Source organism: Cedecea sp. Ae19-4 (assembly GCF_059801165.1).
The window spans coordinates 479,468-504,730 of record NZ_JBCHWG010000002.1; the positions used below are offsets into that span (position 1 = coordinate 479,468).

The 25,263-nt window shown below is 54.5% G+C and carries 25 protein-coding genes; 19 read left to right on the forward strand and 6 right to left on the reverse strand.

All coding sequences use genetic code 11. The annotated features are described in order from the left end of the window. Positions 1-37 precede the first annotated feature (37 nt). Positions 38-658: a threonine export protein RhtC gene (gene rhtC, locus AAIE02_RS15045; RefSeq protein WP_166879511.1), complete on the forward strand. Its 621-nt coding sequence runs from the start codon at positions 38-40 to the stop codon at positions 656-658. Here the strand turns inward: rhtC and rhtB are convergent, their stop codons facing one another. Further along, positions 659-1,279 (reverse strand): homoserine/homoserine lactone efflux protein, encoded by a 621-nt coding sequence (rhtB, locus tag AAIE02_RS15050; RefSeq protein WP_008455495.1) that lies wholly within the window; start codon positions 1,277-1,279, stop codon positions 659-661. It abuts the gene before it with no gap. A 100-nt stretch (positions 1,280-1,379) separates the two neighbouring features. Here rhtB and pldB point away from each other — a divergent pair, with 100 nt between their 5' ends. The 3 genes from pldB (at position 1,380) to AAIE02_RS15065 (ending at position 4,223) form a co-directional block, all read left to right on the forward strand. Continuing rightward, positions 1,380-2,372 carry a lysophospholipase L2 gene (gene pldB / locus AAIE02_RS15055; RefSeq protein WP_166995885.1) on the forward strand — a complete coding sequence of 331 codons (993 nt, stop codon included), beginning with the start codon at positions 1,380-1,382 and terminating at the stop codon, positions 2,370-2,372. A 33-nt stretch (positions 2,373-2,405) separates the two neighbouring features. Then, positions 2,406-3,212, forward strand: coding sequence for a sugar/pyridoxal phosphate phosphatase YigL (gene yigL, locus AAIE02_RS15060; protein ID WP_008455489.1), 807 nt, complete (start codon positions 2,406-2,408; stop codon positions 3,210-3,212). Between the two features lie 111 nt (positions 3,213-3,323). Then, positions 3,324-4,223: a carboxylate/amino acid/amine transporter gene (locus tag AAIE02_RS15065; protein WP_166879503.1), complete on the forward strand. Its 900-nt coding sequence runs from the start codon at positions 3,324-3,326 to the stop codon at positions 4,221-4,223. Here AAIE02_RS15065 and metR read toward each other — a convergent pair. Next, positions 4,111-5,064 carry an HTH-type transcriptional regulator MetR gene (gene metR / locus AAIE02_RS15070; protein ID WP_008455485.1) on the reverse strand — a complete coding sequence of 318 codons (954 nt, stop codon included), beginning with the start codon at positions 5,062-5,064 and terminating at the stop codon, positions 4,111-4,113. The genes AAIE02_RS15065 and metR overlap by 113 nt on opposite strands. Before the next feature lie 117 nt (positions 5,065-5,181). Between metR and metE the strand changes: the two genes are divergently transcribed. The 3 genes from metE to AAIE02_RS15085 all read left to right on the forward strand — a co-directional run bounded on the left by metE (position 5,182) and on the right by AAIE02_RS15085 (position 8,514). After that, positions 5,182-7,443, forward strand: coding sequence for a 5-methyltetrahydropteroyltriglutamate--homocysteine S-methyltransferase (gene metE / locus AAIE02_RS15075; RefSeq protein ID WP_498532835.1), 2,262 nt, complete (start codon positions 5,182-5,184; stop codon positions 7,441-7,443). 209 nt (positions 7,444-7,652) lie between these two features. Further along, positions 7,653-8,231 (forward strand): peptidoglycan-binding domain-containing protein, encoded by a 579-nt coding sequence (locus AAIE02_RS15080; protein ID WP_498532836.1) that lies wholly within the window; start codon positions 7,653-7,655, stop codon positions 8,229-8,231. Between the two features lies 1 nt (position 8,232). Beyond that, positions 8,233-8,514 (forward strand): hypothetical protein, encoded by a 282-nt coding sequence (locus tag AAIE02_RS15085; RefSeq protein ID WP_336983885.1) that lies wholly within the window; start codon positions 8,233-8,235, stop codon positions 8,512-8,514. A gap of 69 nt (positions 8,515-8,583) precedes the next feature. Here the strand turns inward: AAIE02_RS15085 and AAIE02_RS15090 are convergent, their stop codons facing one another. Next, positions 8,584-9,411, reverse strand: coding sequence for a dienelactone hydrolase family protein (locus AAIE02_RS15090; protein ID WP_312746720.1), 828 nt, complete (start codon positions 9,409-9,411; stop codon positions 8,584-8,586). A 254-nt stretch (positions 9,412-9,665) separates the two neighbouring features. Here AAIE02_RS15090 and udp point away from each other — a divergent pair, with 254 nt between their 5' ends. The 10 genes from udp (at position 9,666) to hemB (ending at position 18,660) form a co-directional block, all read left to right on the forward strand. Continuing rightward, on the forward strand, positions 9,666-10,427 hold the full coding sequence (gene udp / locus AAIE02_RS15095) for a uridine phosphorylase (protein ID WP_008455474.1): 762 nt from the start codon (positions 9,666-9,668) through the stop codon (positions 10,425-10,427). 141 nt (positions 10,428-10,568) lie between these two features. Next, a complete protein-coding gene (rmuC, locus tag AAIE02_RS15100) occupies positions 10,569-12,002 on the forward strand; it encodes a DNA recombination protein RmuC (protein ID WP_008455472.1) in 1,434 nt (477 codons plus the stop codon). Between the two features lie 91 nt (positions 12,003-12,093). Beyond that, complete coding sequence (gene ubiE / locus AAIE02_RS15105) at positions 12,094-12,864, forward strand: bifunctional demethylmenaquinone methyltransferase/2-methoxy-6-polyprenyl-1,4-benzoquinol methylase UbiE (RefSeq protein WP_008455469.1); 771 nt, start codon at positions 12,094-12,096, stop codon at positions 12,862-12,864. A gap of 12 nt (positions 12,865-12,876) precedes the next feature. Beyond that, positions 12,877-13,482, forward strand: coding sequence for a ubiquinone biosynthesis protein UbiJ (gene ubiJ, locus AAIE02_RS15110; RefSeq protein ID WP_166995899.1), 606 nt, complete (start codon positions 12,877-12,879; stop codon positions 13,480-13,482). After that, the gene (gene ubiB / locus AAIE02_RS15115) at positions 13,479-15,119 is read left to right on the forward strand and encodes a ubiquinone biosynthesis regulatory protein kinase UbiB (protein ID WP_498532837.1); all 1,641 of its coding nucleotides are present in this window, start codon (positions 13,479-13,481) and stop codon (positions 15,117-15,119) included. Before ubiJ ends, ubiB begins: the two co-directional genes overlap by 4 nt. A gap of 77 nt (positions 15,120-15,196) precedes the next feature. Further along, a complete protein-coding gene (tatA, locus tag AAIE02_RS15120) occupies positions 15,197-15,451 on the forward strand; it encodes a twin-arginine translocase TatA/TatE family subunit (RefSeq protein WP_008455463.1) in 255 nt (84 codons plus the stop codon). Between the two features lie 3 nt (positions 15,452-15,454). Further along, complete coding sequence (gene tatB / locus AAIE02_RS15125) at positions 15,455-16,012, forward strand: Sec-independent protein translocase protein TatB (RefSeq protein ID WP_336709208.1); 558 nt, start codon at positions 15,455-15,457, stop codon at positions 16,010-16,012. A 2-nt stretch (positions 16,013-16,014) separates the two neighbouring features. Continuing rightward, on the forward strand, positions 16,015-16,797 hold the full coding sequence (gene tatC, locus AAIE02_RS15130; protein ID WP_008455457.1) for a Sec-independent protein translocase subunit TatC: 783 nt from the start codon (positions 16,015-16,017) through the stop codon (positions 16,795-16,797). 43 nt (positions 16,798-16,840) lie between these two features. Next, the gene (tatD, locus tag AAIE02_RS15135) at positions 16,841-17,641 is read left to right on the forward strand and encodes a 3'-5' ssDNA/RNA exonuclease TatD (protein WP_336709206.1); all 801 of its coding nucleotides are present in this window, start codon (positions 16,841-16,843) and stop codon (positions 17,639-17,641) included. Next, positions 17,638-18,660, forward strand: coding sequence for a porphobilinogen synthase (gene hemB, locus AAIE02_RS15140; RefSeq protein WP_498532838.1), 1,023 nt, complete (start codon positions 17,638-17,640; stop codon positions 18,658-18,660). The genes tatD and hemB overlap by 4 nt, the downstream gene beginning before the upstream one ends. Before the next feature lie 46 nt (positions 18,661-18,706). On the opposite strand, the gene rfaH is transcribed toward hemB, so the two are convergent. Beyond that, the gene (gene rfaH / locus AAIE02_RS15145; protein WP_008455452.1) at positions 18,707-19,195 is read right to left on the reverse strand and encodes a transcription/translation regulatory transformer protein RfaH; all 489 of its coding nucleotides are present in this window, start codon (positions 19,193-19,195) and stop codon (positions 18,707-18,709) included. 180 nt (positions 19,196-19,375) lie between these two features. Between rfaH and ubiD the strand changes: the two genes are divergently transcribed. Together ubiD and fre are read left to right on the forward strand one after the other, a co-directional pair. Beyond that, positions 19,376-20,869, forward strand: coding sequence for a 4-hydroxy-3-polyprenylbenzoate decarboxylase (gene ubiD / locus AAIE02_RS15150; protein ID WP_498532985.1), 1,494 nt, complete (start codon positions 19,376-19,378; stop codon positions 20,867-20,869). 47 nt (positions 20,870-20,916) lie between these two features. Next, positions 20,917-21,618: an NAD(P)H-flavin reductase gene (gene fre / locus AAIE02_RS15155; RefSeq protein WP_008455448.1), complete on the forward strand. Its 702-nt coding sequence runs from the start codon at positions 20,917-20,919 to the stop codon at positions 21,616-21,618. A gap of 119 nt (positions 21,619-21,737) precedes the next feature. Here fre and fadA read toward each other — a convergent pair whose 3' ends face one another. Further along, positions 21,738-22,901 (reverse strand): acetyl-CoA C-acyltransferase FadA, encoded by a 1,164-nt coding sequence (fadA, locus tag AAIE02_RS15160; RefSeq protein WP_008455446.1) that lies wholly within the window; start codon positions 22,899-22,901, stop codon positions 21,738-21,740. Between the two features lie 9 nt (positions 22,902-22,910). Beyond that, positions 22,911-25,100, reverse strand: a complete 2,190-nt coding sequence (fadB, locus tag AAIE02_RS15165) for a fatty acid oxidation complex subunit alpha FadB (protein WP_498532839.1) — start codon at positions 25,098-25,100, stop codon at positions 22,911-22,913. Positions 25,101-25,263 lie beyond the last annotated feature (163 nt).

Genomic DNA, 25,263 nt, shown 5'->3' on the forward strand with positions numbered 1-25,263 from the left:
ATGACTCTTCGAATTATCTGCACGCGAGCTATTCCCTATGTTAATGCTATTTCTGACCGTGGCGCTGGTGCACATCGTTGCCCTGATGAGCCCGGGGCCTGACTTTTTCTTTGTTTCCCAGACTGCCGTAAGCCGCTCTCGCAAAGAGGCGATGATGGGCGTGCTGGGGATCACCGCTGGCGTCATGGTTTGGGCAGGCGTGGCGCTGCTAGGCCTGCATCTTATCCTCGAAAAAATGGCCTGGCTGCATAACATCATCATGGTCGGCGGCGGGCTGTATCTATGCTGGATGGGCTATCAGATGCTGCGCGGCGCATTCAAGAAAGAAGTTAAAAGCGAAGAAGCGCCAAAAGTCGAGCTGGCGAGCGGTGGGAAGAGCTTTGTGAAAGGGCTGCTGACGAACCTGGCTAACCCGAAAGCGATTATCTACTTCGGCAGCGTGTTCTCGCTTTTTGTTGGCGACAACGTGGGCAGCGCCGAGCGCTGGGGCCTGTTTGTGCTGATCGCGATTGAAACCTTCGCCTGGTTCACTATCGTGGCGAGCCTGTTCGCCTTACCAAAAATGCGTCGCGGCTATCAGCGCCTCGCCAAATGGATAGACGGTATGGCTGGCGCTCTGTTCACCGGGTTTGGTATTCACCTGATCATCTCCCGATAATCAGGCTTGGCGCGCTCCCGCAAGCAGCGCGCCAACCAGCATAAACAGCGAGCCAAAGACCCGGTTCAGGGCTTTCATCTGGCGCGGCCCTTTAATCCAGGCGGCAATCCGTTTGGCCAGGGTCGCATAGCCAATCATCACAATAATATCGACGACGACTGTGGTAACACCGAGCACAACGTACTGCATCGCCTGGGGCTGATGCGGGACGATAAACTGCGGGAACAGCGCGGCCAGAAACACGATGCTCTTCGGGTTGGTCAGGTTAACAAACACCGCTCGCTTGAACAGTTTGCTGCGCGGTTGCGTGGTGGCCAGCGTGTTTAAGTCCAGTGCACCAGCGGCTCTCCATTGCTGGATGCCCAGCCAGATAAGATAGGCAACGCCCGCCCACTTCAGCACTTCAAAGGCCAGCAGCGAGCGTGAAAACAGGGCCCCAAGCCCAACGCCGACCAGCACAATATGCAGCGCCAGCCCGGTTTGCAGTCCGGTAATTGACGCTGCCGCACCGCGATAGCCGTGGCTGATAGCGGTAGTCATGGTATTGATGGCACCAGAGCCGGGGGAAAGGCTAAGAATTATTGTGGTTAGCAGATAGGTAAACCACCACTCGAAGGTCATGCGAAACTCCCTGAACGCGCGCTTTTATGCCACAATACGCTATTGTTGATAAGCGTGCCACGGGCCATAAAAAAACCACAGATACCTGATGCCGACCCCTATGTCTCAGCATAAAAATGGATGGTTAGAACGCGAAGGCGCATTTGCTGCTTTTGCCACGGGCCCACTGACGGACTTCTGGCGCAAGCGGGAAGAGCGCGAATTTACCGGCGTGGACGACGTGCCGGTTCGCTACGTTCGCTTCTGTTCACCGCAGCACGATCGCGTGATTGTGGTCTGCCCTGGTAGAATAGAAAGCTACGTGAAATATGCTGAGCTGGCGTATGACCTGTTCCACAGCGGGTTTGATGTGTTGATCATCGACCACCGCGGGCAGGGGCGTTCAGGACGCATGCTGTCGGACACCCACCGTGGCCACGTCGTCAACTTTAGTGACTATGTCGAAGATTTTGACCATTTTTACCAGCAGGAAGTGGCGTCAGGGCACTGGCGTAAACGCTACCTGTTGGCCCATTCGATGGGCGGCGCCATTGCCGCGTTATGGTTACAGCAAGCCCCGGGCGCTTTTGATGCGGTCGCGCTCTGCGCCCCGATGTTTGGTATTATCCTGCGCTGGCCGGAATGGATGGTGCGTCATATTCTTGACTGGGCCGAAGGGCATCCACGTATTCGGGAAGGATACGCCATTGGGACGGGCCGCTGGCGCGCACTGCCGTTTAGCGTTAACGTCCTGACCCACAGCGAAGAGCGGTACCGCCGCAGCCTGCGTTTTTATGCTGATGAGCCAGCATTACGGGTGGGCGGGCCAACGTTCCATTGGGTACGAGAAGGGATCCTCGCCGGAGAAAAGGTGTTAGCAGGAGCCACTGCCATCACCACGCCGATCTTTTTACTCCAGGCGGAAGAGGAGCGAGTGGTCGATAACCGCGCGCACCAGCAATTCTGCGAAATTATGGCCGCGGCGGGCCACCCTTGTGAGGGGGAAACACCTTACGTCATTGAAGGCGCGTATCACGAGATCCTGTTTGAGAAGGACGCTATGCGAGCCAGAGCATTGTCTGCCGTGCTTGAGTTTTTCGACCGGCATAACTAATTGAAAATATCTCTCCAGAGGCTGAATATCCCTATGTACCACGTCGTTGCTTCAGATTTAGATGGCACCTTGCTGTCTCCCGATCATTTCCTCTCCGCTTACGCGAAAGAAACGTTAAAACTGCTCACCGCTGAAGGCGTTAACTTTGTTTTTGCCACCGGCCGTCACCATATCGATGTGGCGCAAATTCGCGACAATCTTGAGATCAAGGCGTACATGATCACCTCGAACGGCGCTCGCGTGCACGATACCGACGGCAACCTGTTCTTCTCTCACGATCTCGACCACGACATCGCTCAGGACTTGTTTGGCGTGGTGCATAACAACCCGGACATCGTGACCAACGTCTACAAAGGCGACGAGTGGTTTATGAACCGCCACCGCCCGGAAGAGATGAAGTATTTCCAGGAAGCAAAATTCAGCTACACCCTGTTTGAACCGGGCCTGCTGGAAGCCGACGGCGTCAGCAAAGTATTCTTTACCTGCGACGATCACGACACGCTGCTGCCGCTGGAACAGGCGATCAACGCCCGCTGGGGTGACCGCGTGAACGTCAGCTTCTCGACGCTGACCTGCCTGGAAGTGATGGCGGGCGGTGTTTCCAAAGGGCACGCGCTGGAAGCGGTCTCGAAAGCGATGGGTTACGGCCTGAAGGATTGCATTGCCTTTGGCGACGGCATGAACGACGCCGAGATGCTGAGCATGGCCGGTAAGGGCTGCATCATGGGCAACGCTCACCAGCGCCTGAAAGATCTGTTGCCGGAGCTGGAAGTGATTGGCACCAACGGCGACAACGCCGTGCCGCATTATCTGCGTAAGCTGTTCCTCAAGACTGAGTGATCGGCAAATGACGAGTGGTTAATAAGTGCCCACTCGTCAACTAAATAGTTAAGCCGATGTAGCCTCCTCTCAGTACAATGGCGCAATCTTGTTCGTTGTGGATTGCTCATTGTGCCATTACTCATCATTACCACGATTCTGTGGGCCTTCTCGTTTAGCCTGATTGGGGAGTACCTCGCCGGGCATGTGGACAGCTATTTCTCGGTGCTGATGCGCGTTGGCCTGGCGGCGCTGGTGTTTCTGCCGTTCCTGCGTTTTAAAGGCTACCCGCTCAAAACCCTGCTGCTGTACATGCTGGTGGGCGCGCTACAGCTGGGCGTGATGTACCTCTTCAGCTTCCGCGCTTACCTCTATCTCACGGTATCCGAATTCCTGCTTTTCACGGTAATGACGCCGCTGTACGTCACGCTGATTTACGACCTGCTGAGCGGCAATAAACTGCGCTGGGGCTATGCGCTGAGTGCGGGGCTGGCGGTGATTGGCGCGGCGATTATTCGTTACGATAAAGTCAGCGATCACTTCTGGATCGGCCTGCTGCTGGTGCAGGGGGCGAACATCTGCTTCGCTATCGGCATGGTGGGCTACAAGCGCCTGATGGAAACGCACCCGATGCCGCAGCACTGCGCGTTTTCGTGGTTCTATCTGGGGGCGTTTATTGTCGCCGTTGTTGCCTGGTTTGCGCTTGGCAATCCGCAGAAACTCCCCACCACGACGCTACAGTGGGGGATTTTGGTCTGGCTTGGCGTTGTCGCTTCCGGGTTGGGTTATTTTATGTGGAACTACGGTGCAACTCAGGTGGACGCCGGCACGCTCGGCATCATGAACAACGTGCACGTCCCGGCCGGGCTGCTGGTGAATCTTGCCATCTGGCAGGAGCAGCCCCACTGGCCGAGCTTTATTATTGGGGGAACGGTGATAATGGCCTCGCTGTGGGTACATCGCCGATGGGTCGCTCCGCGTTCTTCACAAACGGTAAATGGTCGCAGGCGTGCTGGCGCGTCGAGCGAATAAAAGCCTCGGTCACCGGCTGGCGCTGTTCGCCGTCACGTACCGCGGCGTAGAGGCGGCTCCATAAACCTTCACCCAGGGTTCTGGTCACAATCAGGCCCTGGTGCTCAAAACTTTCCACCACCCAATGCGGCAGGGCGGCAATCCCCATTCGCGCCGATACCATCTGAATCAGCAGCAGCGTGTTATCGACGTTTTTCAGCGACGGGCTAACTCCTGCTGGTTGCAGGAAATGACGCCAGATATCCATACGCTCACGCTGTACCGGGTAAATAAGCAGCGTTTCAAGCGTTAAATCTTCAGGCTCAATGCTCTCTTTCTTCGCCAATGGGTGGTCGGTCGCCATCACCAGGCGCACTTCAAAATCAAACATCGGCGAATAATGTAGCCCGCTGCGCGGCAAAATATCCGATGTCAGAACGATATCCAGCTCGCCCTGCTGCAGCGCAGGCTGCGGATCAAACGTAACGCCGGATTTAAAGTCCATCTCCACCTGCGGCCAGTGCTGGCGGAAATTTTCCAGCGCAGGCGTCAGCCACTGAATGCAGCTGTGGCACTCAATCGCAATGCGCAGCCGGGTTTGATGCGGCTCATTGCAGGCCTGCAGGGCGCGGCCAATCTGCGGCAACACTTGTTCCGCCAGCTGCAGCAGGATCTCCCCCTGCGGCGTAAAGCGAAGTGGCTGACTTTTACGGATAAACAGGCGGAAGCCGAGCCGCTGCTCCAGATCGCTGAACTGGTGAGAGAGGGCCGACTGAGTCTGATGCAGGGCGGCAGCAGCGGCGGCCAGCGAACCGCTGTGTCGTAACGCTTGCAGCGTCCGCAGGTGTTTAATCTCGATCATGAAAGTCCTTCACTTCGGCATGAACAAATTGCGCTTGAGGATTATACAGTACCTGCTGATTATAGAAGTGTAAACATCTGGATGGCTAAATACATCGCACCGAATAGAGGAAAGACCATGACAATCCATAATCACACCCTGGGGTTCCCTCGCGTCGGCCTTAAGCGCGAGTTGAAAAAAGCACAAGAAAGCTACTGGGCAGGGAATACCTCCCGCGAAGAATTACTGGCGGTTGGCCGCGAACTGCGTGCCCGCCACTGGGACCAACAAAAACAAGCCGGCGTCGAATTACTGCCGGTGGGCGATTTCGCCTGGTACGACCATGTTCTGACCACCAGCCTGCTGCTCGGTAACGTACCGGCTCGTCATCAGAACAAAGACGGCAGCGTCGATATCGATACGCTGTTTCGCATCGGCCGTGGCCGGGCACCAACCGGCGAGCCTGCTGCTGCCGCAGAAATGACCAAATGGTTCAATACCAACTACCACTACATGGTGCCGGAATTTACTAAGGGGCAGCAGTTCAAACTGACCTGGACTCAGCTGCTGGAAGAAGTCGACGAGGCGCTTGCGCTGGGCCATAAGGTGAAACCTGTCCTGCTTGGGCCAGTGACTTACCTGTGGCTGGGCAAAGTGAAAGGCGAACAGTTTGATCGCCTGAGCCTGTTGAAAGATATTTTGCCGGTCTACCAGCAGGTGCTGGCCGAATTGGCGAAGCGTGGCGTTGAGTGGGTACAAATCGATGAGCCTGCGCTGGTGCTGGAGCTGCCAAAAGCATGGCTGGATGCCTTCAAACCCGCTTACGACGCGCTGACCGGCCAGGTGAAGCTGCTGCTTACCACCTACTTCGAAGGCGTGGGGCCAAACCTGAACACCATCACCGCGCTGCCGGTGCAGGGTCTGCACGTTGATTTTGTACATGGCAAAGATGACGTGAATGACATCCATAAGAAACTGCCTGCAAACTGGTTGTTGTCGGCGGGTGTTATCAACGGCCGTAACGTCTGGCGTGCCGATCTGACGGAGAAATATGCTCAGTTAAAAGACCTGGTGGGTCAACGTGAGCTGTGGGTGGCATCTTCCTGCTCCCTGCTGCATAGCCCAATTGACCTGAGCGTAGAAACTCGCCTGGATGCCGAAGTTAAAAGCTGGTTTGCTTTTGCCCTGCAGAAGTGTGCTGAGCTGTCCTTACTGACTGAAGCATTAAACAGTGGGAATACCGCCAAAATTGCTGAATGGAGCGCCCCGATTCAGGCTCGTCGTCAGTCCAAACGTGTACACAATGCCGCTGTCAGCGAGCGTCTGGCTAAAATTACCGCCCAGGACAGCCAGCGCCAGAATGCTTACACTGCCCGTGCAGCAGCCCAGCGTGAACGCTTCAACCTGCCGGCCTGGCCAACAACGACCATTGGCTCCTTCCCGCAAACAACTGAAATTCGCGGCCTGCGCCTGGACTTCAAAAAAGGCAAGCTGGACGCGAGCAACTATCGCACCGGTATCGCCGAACACATTAAGCAGGCGATTGTTGAGCAGGAACGTCTGGGCCTTGACGTGTTGGTGCATGGCGAAGCTGAGCGTAACGACATGGTTGAGTATTTCGGCGAACATCTGGATGGCTTCGTCTTTACTCAGAACGGCTGGGTGCAGAGCTACGGTTCCCGCTGCGTGAAACCCCCGATTGTTATCGGTGATATCAGCCGTCCGGAGCCGATCACCGTTGAGTGGGCCAAATACGCGCAGTCCCTGACCGACAAACCGGTTAAAGGCATGCTGACCGGTCCGGTGACGATTCTTTGCTGGTCCTTCCCGCGTGAAGATGTTTCCCGGGAGACTATCGCGAAGCAGATTGCGCTGGCCCTGCGTGACGAAGTAGCGGATCTGGAAGCCGCAGGTATCGGTATCATCCAGATTGATGAACCCGCCCTGCGTGAAGGTTTGCCGCTGCGCCAGTCCGACTGGCAGGCTTATCTGGAGTGGGGCGTGGAGGCCTTCCGTCTGAACGCCGCCGTGGTGCGAGATGACACCCAAATCCATACCCACATGTGCTACTGCGAGTTCAACGACATCATGGACTCCATTGCGGCGCTGGATGCGGACGTGATCACCATCGAAACTTCCCGTTCCGATATGGATCTGCTGGAGGCGTTTAAAGAGTTCGAATACCCGAATGAAATCGGGCCGGGCGTGTACGACATCCACTCTCCAAACGTTCCGGATGTGCAATGGATTGAAGCCCTGCTCAAGAAAGCGGCGGAATCTGTTCCGGCAGAGCGCCTGTGGGTTAACCCGGACTGCGGCCTGAAAACCCGTGGCTGGCCAGAAACCCGTGCGGCGCTGGCAAACATGGTGCAAGCGGCCCAGAATCTGCGCGAGGCTTAATACTAAAACGGAGGTGAGAGCCTCCGTTTTTCACACAGTTAAAATCACGCCCTCATCTCCCTGTTCGCTAATGCATGCTAATGCCAGGAATAATGCCCTTACTCTTTTCTGAAAGTCGTATTTATCCAACATTCACCTTGTCACGCTGAATTTTTTCTTGAGAAGCTTACTGCGCAGTTTGTCTTTTTTTGTGAAATAAAAGGATACTTATGAAGCAGCTAAGCGGTGAAAGCTGGGTTAGTCGATTCCAGGGAAGTAGTGACACGCAAACCCTGAGTCCAATATTCCGGGCAAATGTTAATAATTTTCTAAAAAGCCTTGAAGATGCTGGCGTCAGGGTAACTATTTCGGCGACGTTACGTCCGCCGGAAAGGGCATATTTAATGCACTGGTCCTGGAAGCTGGCACGAGGCATAGTTGAACCCGCCAATATTCCTGAAAAATCGGGTGTGGAAATTGAATGGGTGCATAATGGTGCGAACGGAAAGGCTGACAGAAATAAAAGCATTAATGCGGCAAAAGCGATGGTCCGGGCTTATGGCATGTCCAATCTCAACGTTGCTCCGGCGTTAAGGAGCCGACATACGGAAGGCAATGCTATTGATATGACGCTGTCGTGGATGGGTAACCTGGAAATTAAAGATAATAAAGGTGAGACTGTTATTATCAAAACAATGCCCCGTGATGGCATGAATGCTCAATTACATGAAGTAGGGAAAAGCTTTGATGTGATAAAGTATCACGGCGGTGCTAACGATAAACCTCATTGGTCAACGGATGGTCGATAAAATGAATAAAAGCCTAATTTTCTGTGCGCTATTCTTTTTGGTTTCCTGCGCTCAGGCTGCGGATAAATATCCAAAAGACGTTACTGAGTTTCTAATAAATGCAGATGACTGCCAGCATTTATCTGGTGAATGGGATTCGAGCTTGCCAAAAGAGCAGCAAAAGGATATTGAAAAACAGGTTAATGTTATCTGTGGTAAAGCAAAATCGCAGCAGGGTGCTTTGAGAATTCGCTACCATAATGAAAAAAGTATTCTTGATGTGATTAACGAATACGATTTTTAGATGTCAGGGATATAACGGGCCGTGACGGACGGCCCGTTATGTTATGCAGTCCGGGGTAACCGACCGGCTTTACTTCCTTACTCCGTACCGTTTAAACCACGCCAGCATCCTTTCCCAGCCATCTTTGGCCGACGCTTCATGGTAGCTCGGGCGGTAGTCAGCGTTAAAAGCGTGCCCGGCTTCCGGGTAGACAATAATTTCCGCCCTGGCATTGGCCGCTCTTAGTGCCTGGCGCATGGTCTCAACGCTTTCCTGAGAAATCCCGGTATCCTGACCACCATAAAGGCCTAGCACTGGCGCATTAAGATTGACGGCGATATCTACCGGGTGGTGATGAGAGTTCAACGTTTTCTCACCCGTCAGCTTGCCGTACCAGGCGACGGCCGCTTTCAGCTGTGGATTGTGCGCCGCATAAAGCCAGGCAATTCGCCCGCCCCAGCAAAAACCGGTGACCATCAGGCGATGCGCATCGCCGCCGTTGCGTGAAGCCCAACTGGCCACATGATCAAGGTCGCCCAGCACCTGGTTATCCGGCACTTTTGAGACCAGGCCGCTTAACAACGTGGGGATATCGGCAAAATCTCCCGGTTCTCCCTGGCGAAAATAAAGCTCCGGGGCGATGGCCAGATAGCCTTCAAGCGCCAGTCGACGGCAGAGATCGCGGATATGTTCGTGAACGCCAAATATCTCCTGAATGACAATCACGACCGGCAGCGGGCCATCGGCATTTTTGGGCCTGGCGTGGTAAGCCGGCATATTGTCGCCCTGGCTTGGAATTGACGTTTCCCCAGAAAGAATAGTGTCGTCCGGCGTTAGCAAAGCGGTGGGGGCGATGGGGGATGCCGCCGGTGCGAAACCTTCGCCCGGTGTGTTATGTGTTGTTTGCTTTTGTTTCATGGTTTTCTCCGAACCAGCATTAGCGCAGTGTGATAACTATAGCCAGGATTAGTAGCAAATCTGGCGGGCAAAAAACGCCGTCAAAGTTCAAAAAATAGCCCGATTGACGCTTAATTGTGATGCTGATCGCATATGAATATACAAATAATGTAACTTGTTTCATCCAAAGTGAGCGTCATCACGAAATTATGCTCAGGGGTTCTGTAAAGTGTCGCTTTGCTTCTCCTGAAACCTACTCAACAGAGGAGTCTGTTATGTCCAAGTCTGATGTTTTCCATCTCGGCCTCACTAAAAATGACCTGCAAGGGGCTACGCTTGCCATCGTCCCTGGCGATCCTGAGCGTGTGGAAAAAATCGCCGCGCTGATGGACAAGCCGGTTAAGCTGGCTTCCCACCGTGAATTCACTTCCTGGCGTGCTGAACTCGACGGCAAGCCGGTTATCATCTGTTCTACCGGTATCGGCGGCCCATCTACCTCTATTGCCGTTGAAGAACTGGCACAGCTTGGCATTCGCACTTTCCTGCGCGTCGGGACTACCGGGGCGATTCAGCCGAACATCAACGTCGGCGATGTGCTCGTGACCACCGCATCTGTTCGCCTGGATGGTGCCAGCCTGCACTTCGCGCCAATGGAATACCCGGCTGTGGCAGACTTCGCATGTACTACCGCGCTGGTTGAAGCGGCAAAAGCCGTGGGCGCAACGACGCACATCGGCGTGACGGCATCCTCCGACACCTTCTACCCTGGTCAGGAGCGTTACGACACGCTCTCCGGCCGCGTAGTTAGCCGCTTCAAAGGCTCAATGAAAGAGTGGCAGGAAATGGGCGTGATGAACTATGAAATGGAATCCGCCACGCTGCTGACCATGTGCTCCAGCCAGGGTCTGCGTGCGGGTATGGTTGCCGGGGTCATCGTGAACCGTACTCAGCAAGAGATCCCTAACGCGGAAACCATGAAGAAAACGGAAAGTCACGCGGTGAAAATCGTGGTCGAGGCGGCGCGTCGCCTGCTGTAGTTTTGCTTTTCCGATCATAAGGCCGGCGCTCGCCGGCTTTTTTTATGCTTTGCGCGCTCCCTTCCGGAAAATCCCTTTTCATCTGGACATTTATACAGCAGAATTTTATTTTGCCGATGTTGGTATCGTTTTGGGGGAAGCATGGATATTTCACTGTTGTTTGGGCTGGGCATCGGGTTGGTGGGCTTGCTGACCGGCTGGCTTGTCGCCAGTCTGCGTGCGGCGCAGCGGTTGGCGGCTTTGCATGAAGAACAGCGTGAAATCTACGGTGAGCTTACAGCCGCGCGGCAGGAGCTTCAGCAAAACCAGCACTGGCGAGATGAGTGCGACCAGCTTAACCGTGAGGTCCGTGCTCAAATGGAAATTAACAGCGGGCAGGAAGCAGATATTCGTGAGCTGACCACGTTGCTCGAGCAAACCCGGCTCAATGCTGAAGACAAGCATCGCCAAATGCTTAACAGCGAGCAGCGCCTGAACGAGCAGTTTGAGAATCTGGCCCACCGTATTTTTGAGCAAAGCGGGCGTAAGGTTGAAGAGCAGAACCGCCAAAGCCTTAACGTGTTGCTTTCCCCACTTCGTGAACAGCTCGATGGCTTCCGACGCCAGGTCCAGGAGAGTTTTGGCCAGGAAGCACGCGAACGGCATACGTTGACGCACGAAATCCGTAACCTTCAGCAGCTCAATGCACAAATGGCGCAAGAGGCGCTCAATCTCACCAAAGCACTGAAGGGCGACAACAAAACCCAGGGTAACTGGGGGGAAGTGGTGTTAACTCGGGTATTGGAAGCTTCTGGCCTGCGTGAAGGGCATGAATACCAGACTCAGGTGAACATCCAGCTTGAAAACAACAGTCGTATGCAGCCGGATGTTATCGTCCGCCTGCCTCAGGGCAAAGACGTTGTTATTGATGCAAAAATGACGCTGGTGGCCTATGAGCGTTACTTCAATGGTGAAGATGAACTCACGCGTGAAAGTGCGCTGAATGAGCACATCACCGCTATCCGCAGCCATATTCGCCTGCTGGGGCGCAAAGATTACCAACAGCTACCGGGGCTACGTTCGCTGGACTATGTGTTGATGTTTATTCCCGTTGAGCCCGCTTTCCTGCTGGCTATCGACAGGCAGCCTGAACTGATTAGCGAAGCGCTGAAAAATAACATTATGCTGGTGAGCCCGACGACGCTGCTGGTGGCGCTGCGCACTATTGCCAATCTGTGGCGCTATGAACATCAAAGCCGTAACGCCCAGCAAATCGCCGACAGGGCGGGGCGCCTGTACGATAAAATGCGCCTGTTCGTGGATGATATGTCTGCGATTGGGCAAAGTCTCGATAAGGCGCAGGATAACTACCGGCAGGCGATGAAAAAACTTTCATCCGGCCGTGGGAATATCCTGGTTCAGGCGGATGCGTTTCGCGGACTTGGCGTAGAAGTCAAACGTGAGATGAATCCAGATCTGGTCGAGCGCGCTCGTCAGGAAGATGAGGATGATTCGGCTCGACTGGGCCATGCGGGCGAAGAACCTGAGGCTGAATTCGATACTTTGTCTTCATCGCGCACGGGTGAAGAGCGTTAAACTGAGGCTGAGTAGCACGGTTGAATCATAGGGCTTTCACGCCCATTCTGTTACACTTCCCGAACATTTTCTTTATTAAGCAGGCATTGAGATGGTTGATGAATCCCAGGAGTCCGGATCCCAGGAAACAACGCACTTTGGCTTCCGTACCGTAGCTAAAGAGCAAAAGGTCGATATGGTGGCGAACGTGTTCCACTCTGTTGCGGCGAAATACGACGTAATGAACGACCTGATGTCTTTTGGTATCCACAGATTGTGGAAACGCTACACGATAGACTGCAGTGGCGTACGTCGTGGCCAGCGCGTGCTGGATCTTGCGGGCGGTACGGGCGATCTGACGGCGAAATTCTCTCGCCTGGTTGGTGAGACCGGTGAAGTCGTATTGGCCGATATTAACGATTCGATGCTGAAAATGGGGCGTGAAAAGCTGCGCAATATCGGCATTGTGGGGAACGTCAGATACGTGCAGGCTAACGCCGAAGCGCTGCCATTCCCGGACAACACCTTTGACTGCATCACCATCTCCTTTGGCCTGCGTAACGTCACGGATAAAGACGCTGCATTGCGCTCTATGTTCCGCGTTCTCAAACCCGGTGGCCGCCTGCTGGTGCTTGAGTTCTCCAAACCAGCTTTCGAGCCGCTGAACAAAGCCTACGACGCGTATTCGTTCCACATTCTGCCGCGCATCGGTGAAATGGTCGCTCAGGACGGCGAAAGCTATCGCTACCTGGCAGAATCCATTCGCATGCACCCGGATCAGGAAACGCTGAAAGGCATGATGGAAGAAGCCGGGTTTGAAAACACCACCTATTACAATATGACCGGTGGGATTGTCGCCCTGCACCGTGGCTATAAATTCTAACAGGGAGCCGCGATGCCATTTATGTCGCTGATGACTGCCGGAATTGAAGGTGTGCTGAACACTTTCCTCTGGCGCGATCGTAGCCTGAAATCCGCGCGTCAACGCCTGCAGGGCAAGACGTTGCGCGTTAGCCTGAAAGAATTTTCAGCGCCGCTGGTGCTGGTGTTCAGTGAACAACAGCTGGACGTACTGAGCCAGTGGGAAGGTGAGGCGGATTGTAGCGTCACAACCCATATCGGCGTGCTGCCGAAACTGCGCGATCGCCAGCAACTTACCGCTCTGATTCGCAGCGGTGAACTTGACGTGGCAGGTGACATTCAGGTTGTACAAAATCTGGCATCGCTGATGGATCTCGCGGAGTTTGATCCTGCGGAACTGCTGGCTCCGTATATAGGCGATATTGCCTCTGAAGGTATCAGTAAGTTTGCGCGTCATGGCGGAAAGCTGCTGAAAAAAGGACTGATCCGCAATCAGCAGTATCTGGGAGAAGCGCTCACCGAAGAGTGGCGCGTTGCGCCTGGCTCACTTGAAGTGGCCTGGTTTGCAGAGGAAACCGAAGCGCTGGCACGCTCGGCGGACGCACTCAGCAAACGGCTGGATAAGCTGGAGGGCAAATGACGCCAGGAGAAATTCGCCGCCTTTATTTCATTGTCCGTACCTTTCTGAGCTATGGCCTTGATGAACTGATTCCCAAAATGCGCATTACGCTGCCGTTACGTTTGTGGCGGCGTTGCCTGTTCTGGATGCCGAATCGTCACCGTGATAAGCCTTTGGGAGAACGTCTACGCCTTGCGCTGCAGGAGCTCGGTCCCGTTTGGATCAAGTTTGGTCAGATGCTTTCTACCCGTCGCGATCTGTTCCCACCGATCATTGCTGACCAACTGGCTATGTTGCAGGACAGAGTTGCGCCTTTTGACGGTGCGTTGGCGAAGAAACAGATTGAACTGGCGATGGGCGGCATTCCCGTTGAAAGTTGGTTCGACGATTTTGACATCAAGCCTCTGGCCTCTGCCTCCATTGCTCAGGTGCATACCGCACGCCTGAAAGAGAGCGGCAAAGAGGTCGTGATTAAGGTCATTCGGCCTGATATCCTGCCGGTGATCAAAGCCGATATGAAGCTTATCTATCGCCTCGCCCGTTGGGTGCCGCGTTTGCTGCCGGATGGCCGTCGTCTCCGCCCGCTGGAAGTGGTGCGTGAATACGAAAAAACGCTGATCGATGAGTTAAACCTGCTGCGTGAAGCGGCGAACGCCATCCAACTGCGGCGTAACTTCGAAAATAGCCCGATGCTGTATGTGCCGGAGGTTTATTCGGACTACTGCACCGAGAACATGATGGTGATGGAGCGGATTTACGGGGTTCCGGTCTCTGACACCGTTGCGCTCGAAGCTCAGGGCACCAACATGAAGCTGCTTGCCGAACGTGGCGTGCAGGTCTTCTTTACGCAGGTCTTCCGCGACAGCTTCTTCCATGCGGACATGCATCCGGGCAACATTTTCGTGAGCTACGACCACCCGGAAGATCCGCAATACATTGGTATCGACTGCGGTATCGTGGGCTCGCTGAACAAAGACGATAAGCGCTATCTGGCAGAAAACTTTATTGCCTTCTTCAACCGGGATTATCGCAAGGTAGCCGAGCTGCATGTGGACTCTGGCTGGGTGCCGGCAGATACGAATGTCGAAGAGTTCGAGTTTGCGATTCGCACCGTGTGTGAACCTATTTTTGAGAAGCCGCTGGCGGAGATCTCCTTTGGCCATGTGCTGCTTAACCTGTTCAATACCGCGCGTCGTTTCAACATGGAAGTTCAGCCGCAGTTAGTTTTACTGCAGAAGACCCTTTTATACGTCGAAGGCGTCGGTAGGCAGCTTTATCCGCAGCTGGATCTTTGGAAAACGGCGAAACCTTTCCTGGAAAGCTGGATCAAAGATCAGGTTGGTATTCCTGCTCTGGTACGTGCTTTCAAGGAAAAAGCGCCTTTTTGGGTGGAAAAAATGCCGGAATTGCCGGAACTGGTGTACAACAGTTTGCGCCAGGGCAAGCAATTACAGCTTAGCGTTGATAAAATTCAGCGCGACCTGCAACTTCATCACCTGCGGCAGGGACAGTCGCGTTACCTGTTCGGCATCGGTGCCACGCTTATATTGAGCGGGACGCTGCTGCTGATCAACAAACCTGAGTGGGACTTTATGCCTGCCTGGTTGATGGCGGGGGGAATCGTTGTCTGGCTGATTGGCTGGCGGCGCTCTGCCTGAACTTTAATCGGAATTAACGGGTGATTGCCGTATAATAGCGGTTCTCATTGCCTTAACATCTTTATTCAGGAGTAGGTATGGGCATCAGTTGGCCACAATTGCTAATCATTGTTGTTATCGTTGTTTTATTGTTTGGCACCAAGAAGCTGGGCTCTTTAGGTTCAGATCTTGGCGCGTCTATTAAGGGCTTTAAGAAAGCCATGAGCGACGACGACGGCAAAGAAAAAGAAAATGGTGAGAAGGATGCTGATTTCACAGCGAAATCCCTCTCTGAAAAACCGAGCGACGTGAAAAAAGACGAAGCGAAAAGCAACGATAAAGAGCAGGTATAAACCGTGTTCGACATTGGTTTTGGCGAACTGCTGCTGGTGTTTGTGATTGGCCTGATTGTTCTGGGTCCGCAGCGCTTGCCGGTGGCGGTAAAAACAGTTGTTGGCTGGGTGCGCGCGCTGCGTTCTCTGGCTACCACGGTGCAGAACGAACTCGCTCAGGAACTGAAGCTGCAGGAACTGCAGGACAGCCTGAAAAAGGTCGAGAAAGCCAGTATGGATAATTTGACGCCTGAACTGAAGGCGTCAATGGACGAACTGCGCCAGGCCGCTGAGTCGATGAAGCGTTCTTATACCCAGCACGATCCTGAAAAGAACAGCGACGAAGCGAATACCATCCATAACCCGTTGGTTAAGGATGAACAGCTAAGTCATGACGGTGCCACGCCAGCCAATGCGGCACATCAGGCGGCTGCGCCTGATGCCGTACCTTCAGAGACGGTGACACCGGCACCCGTGGCGGTCGAAAACGTCGTCGAATCTGCTGTCGAGCCTCAGGTGAAGCCTTTGCCCGAGGCTGCACCCGTTGTCACCCCAACGCAACTTCCAGGTGAAAAATCGTAACTATGGCTGTTGAAGATACCCAACCGCTCATTAGCCATCTGATCGAGCTGCGTAAGCGCCTGCTGAACAGCATGATCGCCGTGCTGGTGATTTTCCTGGCGCTGGTCTATTTCGCCAATGACATCTATCAGGTGGTTTCCGCCCCGCTGATCAAACATATGCCGTTGGGCTCAACGATGATTGCGACCGATGTCGCATCACCGTTCTTTACCCCGATAAAATTAACCATTTACGTTTCGGTGTTCCTGGCCGCGCCGGTCATTCTGTACCAGATCTGGGCTTTTGTTGCCCCTGCATTGTACAAGCATGAGCGTAAGCTGGTGATGCCGCTGCTGTTCTCCAGCACGCTGCTTTTTTATATCGGCATTGCCTTTGCGTATTTTGTGGTCTTCCCGCTTGCATTTGGTTTCCTGACAAAAACTGCGCCAATAGGGGTGGTTGTCTCGACGGACATCACGAAATATCTCGACTTTGTGATGTCGCTGTTCATGGCCTTTGGCGTAGCGTTTGAGGTGCCCGTCGCCATTATCCTGCTGTGCTGGATGGGGGTGACAACACCGGAATCATTGAAACAGAAGCGCCCTTATATTCTGGTGGGGGCTTTTGTTGTCGGCATGCTGTTAACGCCGCCGGATGTTTTCTCGCAAACCCTTCTGGCGGTGCCAATGTACTGCCTGTTTGAGGTTGGTGTCTTCTTCTCCCGCTTCTACGTCGGAAAAGGGCGTAATGGCGATGAAGATGATGAGCCTGAATCTGAAGAGACGCGCTCGGAAAAAGAGCAGTAATGAAATAACCGCCCTCAGGGGCGGTTGTCGTTTGGAGGGAGAGATGTTTGATATTGGCGTGAATTTAACCAGTTCTCAATTCGCAAAAGATCACGAGGATGTGGTCGCTCGCGCATGGCAGGCTGGCCTGAGTGGCATGATGTTGACCGGTACCAACCTCCATGAAAGTGAACAAGCGTTACGCCTGGCGCAGCAGCATGAAAACTGCTGGTCCACCGCCGGAGTGCATCCCCATGATGCCAGCCAGTGGAATGACGAAACTGCGGGTGCCATCCGCCGTTTAGCGGCGGCCCCGCAGGTCGTCGCTATCGGCGAATGCGGTCTGGATTTTAACCGTAACTTTTCTACTCCTGCAGAGCAGGAACGCGCTTTCACCGCGCAGTTGGCGCTGGCCGCGGAGCTGATGATGCCGGTATTTTTACACTGCCGGGATGCACATGAACGTTTTCTTGCGCTACTTGACCCCTGGTTGGATCAACTGCCCGGCGTGGTGCTGCACTGCTTTACCGGAACTGAAGAGGAAGCCCGCGATTGCCTGCTTCGCGGACTGTTTATCGGCATTACCGGCTGGGTTTGCGACGAGCGCCGTGGCCTGGCACTAAGAGAGTTACTTCCGGTTATCCCCGCTCAGCAACTGCTGCTGGAAACCGATGCGCCCTATTTGTTGCCCCGGGATCTACAACCAAAACCTGCGTCCCGCCGCAACGAACCCTGTTATCTGCCCCATATCCTGAATAAGGTCGCCGAATGGCGCGGTGAAGACCCGGCCTGGCTTGCGCAGGTAACAGATGACAATGCTCGTCGGTTATTCCGACTGGGTTTTAATCAGGAGAAAGTTAAATGAGCTATGCATTTCCCGGTACGTTTCCCGGGCGTCGTATGCGCCGCGTACGTCGTCATGACTTCAGCCGTCGTCTTGTGGCTGAAAACCAGCTGACGGTAAACGACCTTATTTACCCTGTGTTTGTCATGGAAGGCCACAACCAGCAGCAGGAAGTGCAGTCTATGCCGGGGGTTTATCGTATGACTATCGATCAACTGCTGAAAGAGGCAGAGGCGGTCGCGAAGCTGGGCGTCCCTGTGCTCTCTTTGTTCCCGGTCATTGAAAGCGACGGGAAATCGCTGCATGCGGAAGAAGCCTATAACCCAAATGGCCTGGTACAGCGCGCTGTGCGTGCGCTGAAAGATGCTGTGCCTGAGCTTGGGTTGCTGACTGACGTTGCCCTGGACCCTTACACCACTCACGGGCAGGACGGTGTCATTGACGCTGATGGCTATGTGATCAACGACGTCACTCGCGAGATTCTGGTTCGTCAGGCCCTTTCCCATGCTGAAGCCGGGGCCGAAATTGTCGCGCCTAGCGATATGATGGATGGACGTATTGGCGCTATCCGGGACCGGTTAGAAGCTGATGGCTTCGTGAATACCCAGATCATGTCCTATGCCGCAAAATATGCTTCCTGCTACTACGGCCCGTTCCGGGATGCCATTGGCTCTTCCGGTAACCTGAAGGGCGGCAATAAGAAGACTTACCAGATGGATCCGGCTAACAGCGACGAAGCTTTGCAGGAAGTGGCGCAAGATCTGCAGGAAGGGGCCGACATGGTGATGGTGAAACCTGGGATGCCTTATCTCGACGTTGTGCGCCGCGTGAAAGACACCTTTGGGGTGCCAACATTTGCCTACCAGGTATCCGGTGAATATGCCATGCATATGGCTGCGATTCAGAACGGCTGGCTGGCCGAAAAACCGGCCATTATGGAATCTTTGATGTGCTTTAAGCGTGCTGGCGCGGATGGCGTGCTGACGTATTTCTCAAAACGTGTTGCCCAATGGCTGCACGATGAGCAGATGCAGCGCTAGTTGCGATTCAGGAAGAAAGAGGCCAGCATTTGCTGGCCTCTTTGCATTAAACCTTGCGGAAGTCGGTATTCCTGATGCTTTGCTGCACCTGCTTATTCAGTAAATTCAGCAGCAACATTGAGCGAGCTTCACCGTCTGGTTCAGCGAAGATGGCTTCTAATCCCTTGAAGGCCCCTTCGGTAATCACCACGCTATCGCCGGGATACGGCGTTTCTGGGTCGAGGATATTCTCTATTTGATAGTGCATCAGTTCATGAATCACTGTTTCCGGAACCGTTGCCGGCTGCGCGCCGAAGCGAACAAAATGGCTGACGCCACGGGTGGAATTCACCGTGGTGGTATGGATGGATTCTGGATCGAACTCGACAAACAGGTAATTAGGGAACAGAGGCTCGCTGACCGCAGCTCTTTTACCACGCACCATTTTTTCCAGCGTGATCATTGGTGTAAGACAATTAACTTCCTGGCGCTCAAGATGCTCTTTGGCGCGCAGTAATTGACCACGTTTACAGTAAAGAAGATACCAGGATTGCATAATTTCTCTTTTCGCCCGCTTCAGCGCGTCAGAATAACAAAACGTCCTTCGCAGAGATACACAGCTTCAGTATAACCTGTCCGGGGGCGGCCGGCAGGCGGCCAGTTTCACGCTAATTTAACAAAAATACAGCATGGTGGCGGTGAAGTCCGTATAATGACGCCCAAATCCGACGTCACGATAAATTGCATGAAATACCACGACCTACGCGAATTTCTTGCGCTGCTTGAGCAGCAGGGCGAACTCAAACGTATCGCATTGCCTGTCGATCCGAATCTGGAAATGACCGAAATTGCCGATCGCACGCTGCGAGCCGGTGGCCCGGCTTTGCTGTTTGAAAACCCGAAAGGCTACACCATGCCGGTGCTATGTAACCTGTTTGGAACGCCGAAACGCGTAGCGATGGGCATGGGGCAGGAGGACGTTACTGCCCTGCGTGAAGTCGGGAAACTGCTGGCTTTCCTTAAAGAACCGGAGCCGCCAAAAGGCTTCCGCGACCTGTTTGATAAGCTGCCGCAGTTCAAACAAGTTCTGAATATGCCGACTAAACGTCTGCGTAATGCACCTTGCCAGGAGCAGGTTTGGGAAGGGGATGAGGTCGATCTTAATCGCATTCCGATCATGCGCTGCTGGCCGGAAGACATCGCCCCGCTGATTACCTGGGGGTTAACGGTCACCCGTGGTCCGCATAAAGAGCGCCAGAATCTGGGGATTTACCGCCAGCAGCTGATCGGCAAAAACAAGCTGATTATGCGCTGGTTGTCTCATCGCGGCGGTGCGCTGGACTTCCAGGAATGGTGTGAGGCTCACCCGGGTGAGCGCTTCCCTGTCTCCGTAGCGCTTGGCGCAGATCCCGCAACCATTCTTGGGGCGGTGACGCCGGTGCCGGATACGCTTTCCGAATATGCTTTTGCCGGGCTGCTGCGCGGGACCAAAACCGAGGTCGTGAAATGTATCTCCAACGATCTTGAAGTTCCTGCAGGTGCAGAAATTGTGCTGGAAGGTTACATTGAGCCGGGTGAAATGGCACCGGAAGGCCCGTATGGCGACCATACGGGGTACTACAACGAAGTGGATAGCTTCCCGGTATTCACCGTAACCCACGTCACCCAGCGGCAGGATGCGATTTACCATTCCACCTACACTGGCCGCCCGCCGGATGAGCCTGCGGTGCTGGGTGTGGCGCTTAATGAAGTGCTGGTACCCATCCTGCAAAAGCAATTTCCGGAGATTATTGATTTCTATCTCCCGCCGGAAGGGTGTTCATACCGACTCGCGGTAGTGACGATTAAAAAACAGTATGCCGGACATGCCAAGCGAGTCATGATGGGGGTTTGGTCGTTCCTGCGTCAGTTCATGTACACCAAGTTTGTTATTGTGTGTGATGACGACGTCAATGCACGCGACTGGAACGATGTTATCTGGGCGATCACTACGCGTATGGATCCGTCCCGTGATACGGTGCTGGTGGATAACACGCCGATAGACTATCTGGATTTTGCCTCCCCGGTTTCCGGGCTAGGCTCTAAAATGGGACTGGACGCCACCAATAAATGGCCGGGCGAAACCCAGCGTGAATGGGGGCGCCCAATCAAGAAAGATGTTGAGGTATGTGCGCGTATTGATGCAATCTGGGATGAACTGGCTATTTTTGATAACGACAAAGGCGCCTGAGTGGCGACCTTTACGGTTTAGCATTATTGACCCGACAGAGGGGACGCATGACAACCTTAAGCTGTAAAGTGACCTCGGTAGAAGCGATAACCGACACGGTATATCGCGTTCGATTGCTGCCGGAAGGCGATTTCTCATTCCAGGCCGGGCAGTATTTGATGGTGGTGATGGATGAGCGGGATAAGCGCCCGTTCTCTATGGCTTCCACGCCGAGCGAGCGTGAGTTCATTGAGTTACATATTGGTGCCTCTGAGCTCAACCTCTATGCCATGGCGGTAATGGACCGTATTCTGAAAGGGCAAGAAATTGTGGTTGATATGCCACACGGTGATGCGTGGCTGCGCGAAGATGAAGACCGTCCTCTTATCCTGATTGCCGGCGGCACGGGGTTCTCTTACGTTCGTTCTATTCTGCTGACGGCGCTGGCGCGTAACCCAGAGCGTGAAATTGCAATCTATTGGGGCGGCCGTGAAGAGAAGCATCTTTACGACCTGGCCGAGCTGGAAGGGCTGACCCTGCAGCATCCTAATCTGCGTGTTGAAGCCGTGGTTGAGCAGCCGGAAGAAGGCTGGCGTGGCCGGAGCGGGACTGTACTCACCGCCGTTATGCAGGATCACGCTTCACTGAGCGGGCACGATATCTATATCGCAGGTCGTTTCGAAATGGCGAAAATTGCCCGTGAACTGTTCTGCAACGAGCGCGGGGCGCTGGTTGAACATATGTTCGGCGACGCTTTCTCCTTTATTTAAGGCCGTTCGTCGTCAGAATAAGCCACCGCATCGTCGGTGGTTTTTTTTATCTTTCAGATATAAAAAACCCGCCCCTGACAGGCGGGAAACACGGCAACTAAACTCAGTTTCGTTTTTTATTAAACGCGTTCAAATACGGTCGCGATGCCCTGACCCAGGCCAATACACATGGTAGCCAGGCCAAACTGCGCGTCGCGACGCTCCATCAGGTTGATAAGCGTGGTGCTGATACGCGAGCCGGAGCAGCCCAACGGGTGGCCCAGCGCGATCGCGCCACCGTTCAGGTTGATCTTTTCGTCGATCTTATCCATCAGCCCCAGATCTTTAATGCACGGCAGGATCTGGGCGGCAAACGCTTCGTTCATCTCAAACAGGTCGATATCCTGAGCGGTCAGGCCCGCTTTTTTCAGCGCTAGTCGGGATGCAGGCACCGGGCCGTAACCCATAATAGACGGGTCGCAGCCGACGACGGCCATCGAGCGAACGCGTGCGCGAATTTTCAGGCCCAGCTCTTTGGCGCGAGTTTCGCTCATCAGCAGCATCGCGGATGCCCCATCGGACAGCGCCGAAGATGTGCCTGCGGTGACGGTGCCATTGACCGGATCAAAAGCAGGTTTCAGCGCCGCCAGCCCTTCAACCGTGGTTTCCGGGCGAATCACTTCATCGTAGTCGTAACGCTTCAGAACGCCGTCGGCATCGTGACCGCTGGTCGGCATAATTTCCGCTTTGAAGTGCCCGGCTTCTGTGGCAGCCCAGGCGCGCTGATGGGAACGCGCGGCAAACTGATCCTGCATTTCACGGCTGATGCCGTGTAAACGGGAAAGCATTTCAGCCGTCAGGCCCATCATGCCCGCAGCTTTTGCTACGTTGCGGCTGAGGCCAGGGTGGAAATCAATCCCGTGGGTCATCGGTACGTGGCCCATATGTTCCACGCCGCCGATCAGGCAAGCATGCGCGTCGCCGGTTTGAATCATGCGTGCTGCATCGTGCAGCGCCTGCATGGAGGAACCGCACAGGCGGTTCACCGTGGTGGCTGGCACTGAATGAGGAATTTCCGCCAGAAGCGATGCATTGCGGGCAATATTGAAACCCTGCTCAAGCGTCTGCTGGACGCAGCCCCAGTAGATATCGTCCAGCGCTGCGGCTTCGAGTGCCGGGTTACGGGACAGGATACTGCGCATCAGATGCGCCGACAGATCCTCAGCGCGAACGTTGCGGAACGCGCCTCCTTTCGAGCGGCCCATCGGCGTACGGATGGCATCAACAATAACAACCTTTTCCATGTTCACTCCTCAGGCGCTTTTCAGGTCACTGGTCGGGCGGGCTGGCTCGACCGGGGGATAGTACGGCTCGTTGCGTGATGCTTTGGCCTGAAGGCCTTCAGGCACGACGTACAGCGGGCCTAGGTTTTGGTACTGCTGCGCCATGTCGAAATACTTCGCGCTGCCCAGGGTGTCCAGCCAGCGGAACGCGCCGCCGTGGAACGGAGGGAAACCGAGGCCGTAAACCAGCGCCATATCGGCTTCTGCCGGGCTGGCAATCACGCCTTCTTCGAGGCAGCGAACCACTTCGTTGATCATTGGGATCATCATGCGGGCGATAATTTCTTCGTCGCTGAAGCTGCGCTTAGGCTGGCTCACGTCTGCCAGCAGGCGATCAACAGCTTCGTCCTGGTCTTTGCGCGGTTTGCCTTTGCTGTCTTCTTTAAAACGATAGAAGCCCTGCTGGGTTTTCTGGCCGTAGCGTCCGGCATCAAACAGAACGTCGATTGCGTCGCGGTAATCTTTGTTCATACGCTGCGGGAAGCCGGCGGCCATGACCGCCTGTGCGTGATGGGCGGTATCAATTCCGACCACGTCCAGCAGGTAAGCCGGGCCCATCGGCCAGCCGAACTGTTTTTCCATCACTTTGTCGATCTGGCGGAAATCCGCGCCGTCGCGCAGCAACTGGCTAAAGCCTGCAAAGTAGGGGAACAGCACGCGGTTGACGAAGAAGCCCGGGCAGTCATTGACCACGATAGGGGTTTTACCCATTTTGCTTGCCCATGCCACCACTTTGGCGAGGGTGGCGTCTGAGGTTTTTTCTCCGCGAATGACTTCAACCAGCGGCATGCGATGCACCGGGTTGAAGAAGTGCATCCCACAGAAGTTTTCCGGGCGTTTCAGCCCGCTTGCCAGTTCGCTAATCGGGATGGTTGAGGTGTTGGAAGCCAGCACGGCATCAGGGCGAACCTTATCTTCGGTTTCTGCCAGCACCGCTTTTTTCACTTTCGGATTTTCAACTACGGCTTCAACGACAACGTCTACACGATCGAACCCTGCGTATTCCAGCGTTGGCTGAATGGTTGAAATCACCTGTGCCAGCTTCATGCCGTCAATTTTGCCGCGCTCAAGCTGTTTGTTCAGCAGCTTGCTGGCTTCATTAATGCCCAGCGCCAGCGACTTCTCGTTAATGTCTTTCATTAATACCGGCACGCCTTTCCAGGCGGACTGATAAGCAATGCCGCCGCCCATAATACCCGCGCCGAGTACGGCCGCGTGTTTAGGCGTTTCGATATCTTTGGTGAGTTTTTTCGCTTTGCCTTTGACAAACTGATCGTTCAGGAAGATGCCGACCAGCGCGCGGGCTTCATTGGAACGAGCCAGCGGCACAAAGCTTTGGGTTTCCAGCTTCAGGGCTTCATCGCGGCCAAGACCGGCGGCAGCTTCAATGGTTTTTACCGCAGTCATTGGCGCTGGGTAATGCTTCCCGGCGATCTGCGCCACCATGCCTTTAGCAATGGTGAAGCTCATACCGGCTTCGATTTTGCTTAAACGTAACGGCTCAAGTTTCGGGGCGCGCTTTGCCTGCCAGTCCAGCTCGCCTTTGATCGCCTGGCGGAGGACTGCCAGTGCGCCGTCACGCAGTTTTTCGGTTTTTACCACACCATCAACCAGGCCAAGTTTTTGCGCTTCTGCTGCGCCAACGTCTTTGCCCGCGGTGATAATTTCAAGCGCGCTATCGGCACCCAATAAACGCGGCAGACGAACGGAACCGCCAAAGCCCGGCATAATGCCTAGCTTAGTTTCCGGCAGGCCAATACGGGTATCCGGCGTCGCCAGGCGGTAATCGGTTGCCAGTACACATTCGCATCCGCCGCCCAACGCGTAACCATTCACCGCGGCGATGGTTGGGACGGGCAAGTCTTCCAGGCGGTTAAACACGCTGTTGGCAAATTGCAGCCAGTGGGTCAGCTGTTCGGCAGGGACCAGGAACAGCGACAGGAATTCGGTAATGTCGGCGCCAACGATGAAGGCAGATTTGCTGGAACTCAGCAGCAGGCCTTTGAGGTTAGGCTGTTTTTCAAGTACGGCCAGCGCTTCGCCGAGGCTGGCGACGGTCGCTGTATCCAGCTTGTTGACGGAGCCGGGGGCATCAAAAACCAGTTCGGCGATGCCGTCTTCCAGCCAGTCGAGATGTAGGGTTTCACCTTGGTAGAGCATGTCAGTCTCCTGAATCCAGCAATGGGATCTGGTCGTACCAGATGAAGCGGAGTGTGGAATTGATGTTAATGAAATGCAAATTTCTCTTTAAATATTTGCAAACTCGATCACAGGCGGCGGAAATAACTCGGCGGTTTGTCCGGTATGCTAAGATGCGATGCTA

Coding starts and splice junctions, on each gene's coding strand:
- rhtC (WP_166879511.1), top strand. CDS start 38: ATGTTAATGCTATTTCTGACCGTGGCGCTGGTGCACATCGTTGCCCTG.
- rhtB (WP_008455495.1), bottom strand. CDS start 1,279: ATGACCTTCGAGTGGTGGTTTACCTATCTGCTAACCACAATAATTCTT.
- pldB (WP_166995885.1), top strand. CDS start 1,380: ATGTCTCAGCATAAAAATGGATGGTTAGAACGCGAAGGCGCATTTGCT.
- yigL (WP_008455489.1), top strand. CDS start 2,406: ATGTACCACGTCGTTGCTTCAGATTTAGATGGCACCTTGCTGTCTCCC.
- metR (WP_008455485.1), bottom strand. CDS start 5,064: ATGATCGAGATTAAACACCTGCGGACGCTGCAAGCGTTACGACACAGC.
- metE (WP_498532835.1), top strand. CDS start 5,182: ATGACAATCCATAATCACACCCTGGGGTTCCCTCGCGTCGGCCTTAAG.
- AAIE02_RS15080 (WP_498532836.1), top strand. CDS start 7,653: ATGAAGCAGCTAAGCGGTGAAAGCTGGGTTAGTCGATTCCAGGGAAGT.
- AAIE02_RS15085 (WP_336983885.1), top strand. CDS start 8,233: ATGAATAAAAGCCTAATTTTCTGTGCGCTATTCTTTTTGGTTTCCTGC.
- AAIE02_RS15090 (WP_312746720.1), bottom strand. CDS start 9,411: ATGAAACAAAAGCAAACAACACATAACACACCGGGCGAAGGTTTCGCA.
- udp (WP_008455474.1), top strand. CDS start 9,666: ATGTCCAAGTCTGATGTTTTCCATCTCGGCCTCACTAAAAATGACCTG.
- rmuC (WP_008455472.1), top strand. CDS start 10,569: ATGGATATTTCACTGTTGTTTGGGCTGGGCATCGGGTTGGTGGGCTTG.
- ubiE (WP_008455469.1), top strand. CDS start 12,094: ATGGTTGATGAATCCCAGGAGTCCGGATCCCAGGAAACAACGCACTTT.
- ubiJ (WP_166995899.1), top strand. CDS start 12,877: ATGCCATTTATGTCGCTGATGACTGCCGGAATTGAAGGTGTGCTGAAC.
- ubiB (WP_498532837.1), top strand. CDS start 13,479: ATGACGCCAGGAGAAATTCGCCGCCTTTATTTCATTGTCCGTACCTTT.
- tatA (WP_008455463.1), top strand. CDS start 15,197: ATGGGCATCAGTTGGCCACAATTGCTAATCATTGTTGTTATCGTTGTT.
- tatC (WP_008455457.1), top strand. CDS start 16,015: ATGGCTGTTGAAGATACCCAACCGCTCATTAGCCATCTGATCGAGCTG.
- tatD (WP_336709206.1), top strand. CDS start 16,841: ATGTTTGATATTGGCGTGAATTTAACCAGTTCTCAATTCGCAAAAGAT.
- hemB (WP_498532838.1), top strand. CDS start 17,638: ATGAGCTATGCATTTCCCGGTACGTTTCCCGGGCGTCGTATGCGCCGC.
- rfaH (WP_008455452.1), bottom strand. CDS start 19,195: ATGCAATCCTGGTATCTTCTTTACTGTAAACGTGGTCAATTACTGCGC.
- fre (WP_008455448.1), top strand. CDS start 20,917: ATGACAACCTTAAGCTGTAAAGTGACCTCGGTAGAAGCGATAACCGAC.
- fadA (WP_008455446.1), bottom strand. CDS start 22,901: ATGGAAAAGGTTGTTATTGTTGATGCCATCCGTACGCCGATGGGCCGC.
- fadB (WP_498532839.1), bottom strand. CDS start 25,100: ATGCTCTACCAAGGTGAAACCCTACATCTCGACTGGCTGGAAGACGGC.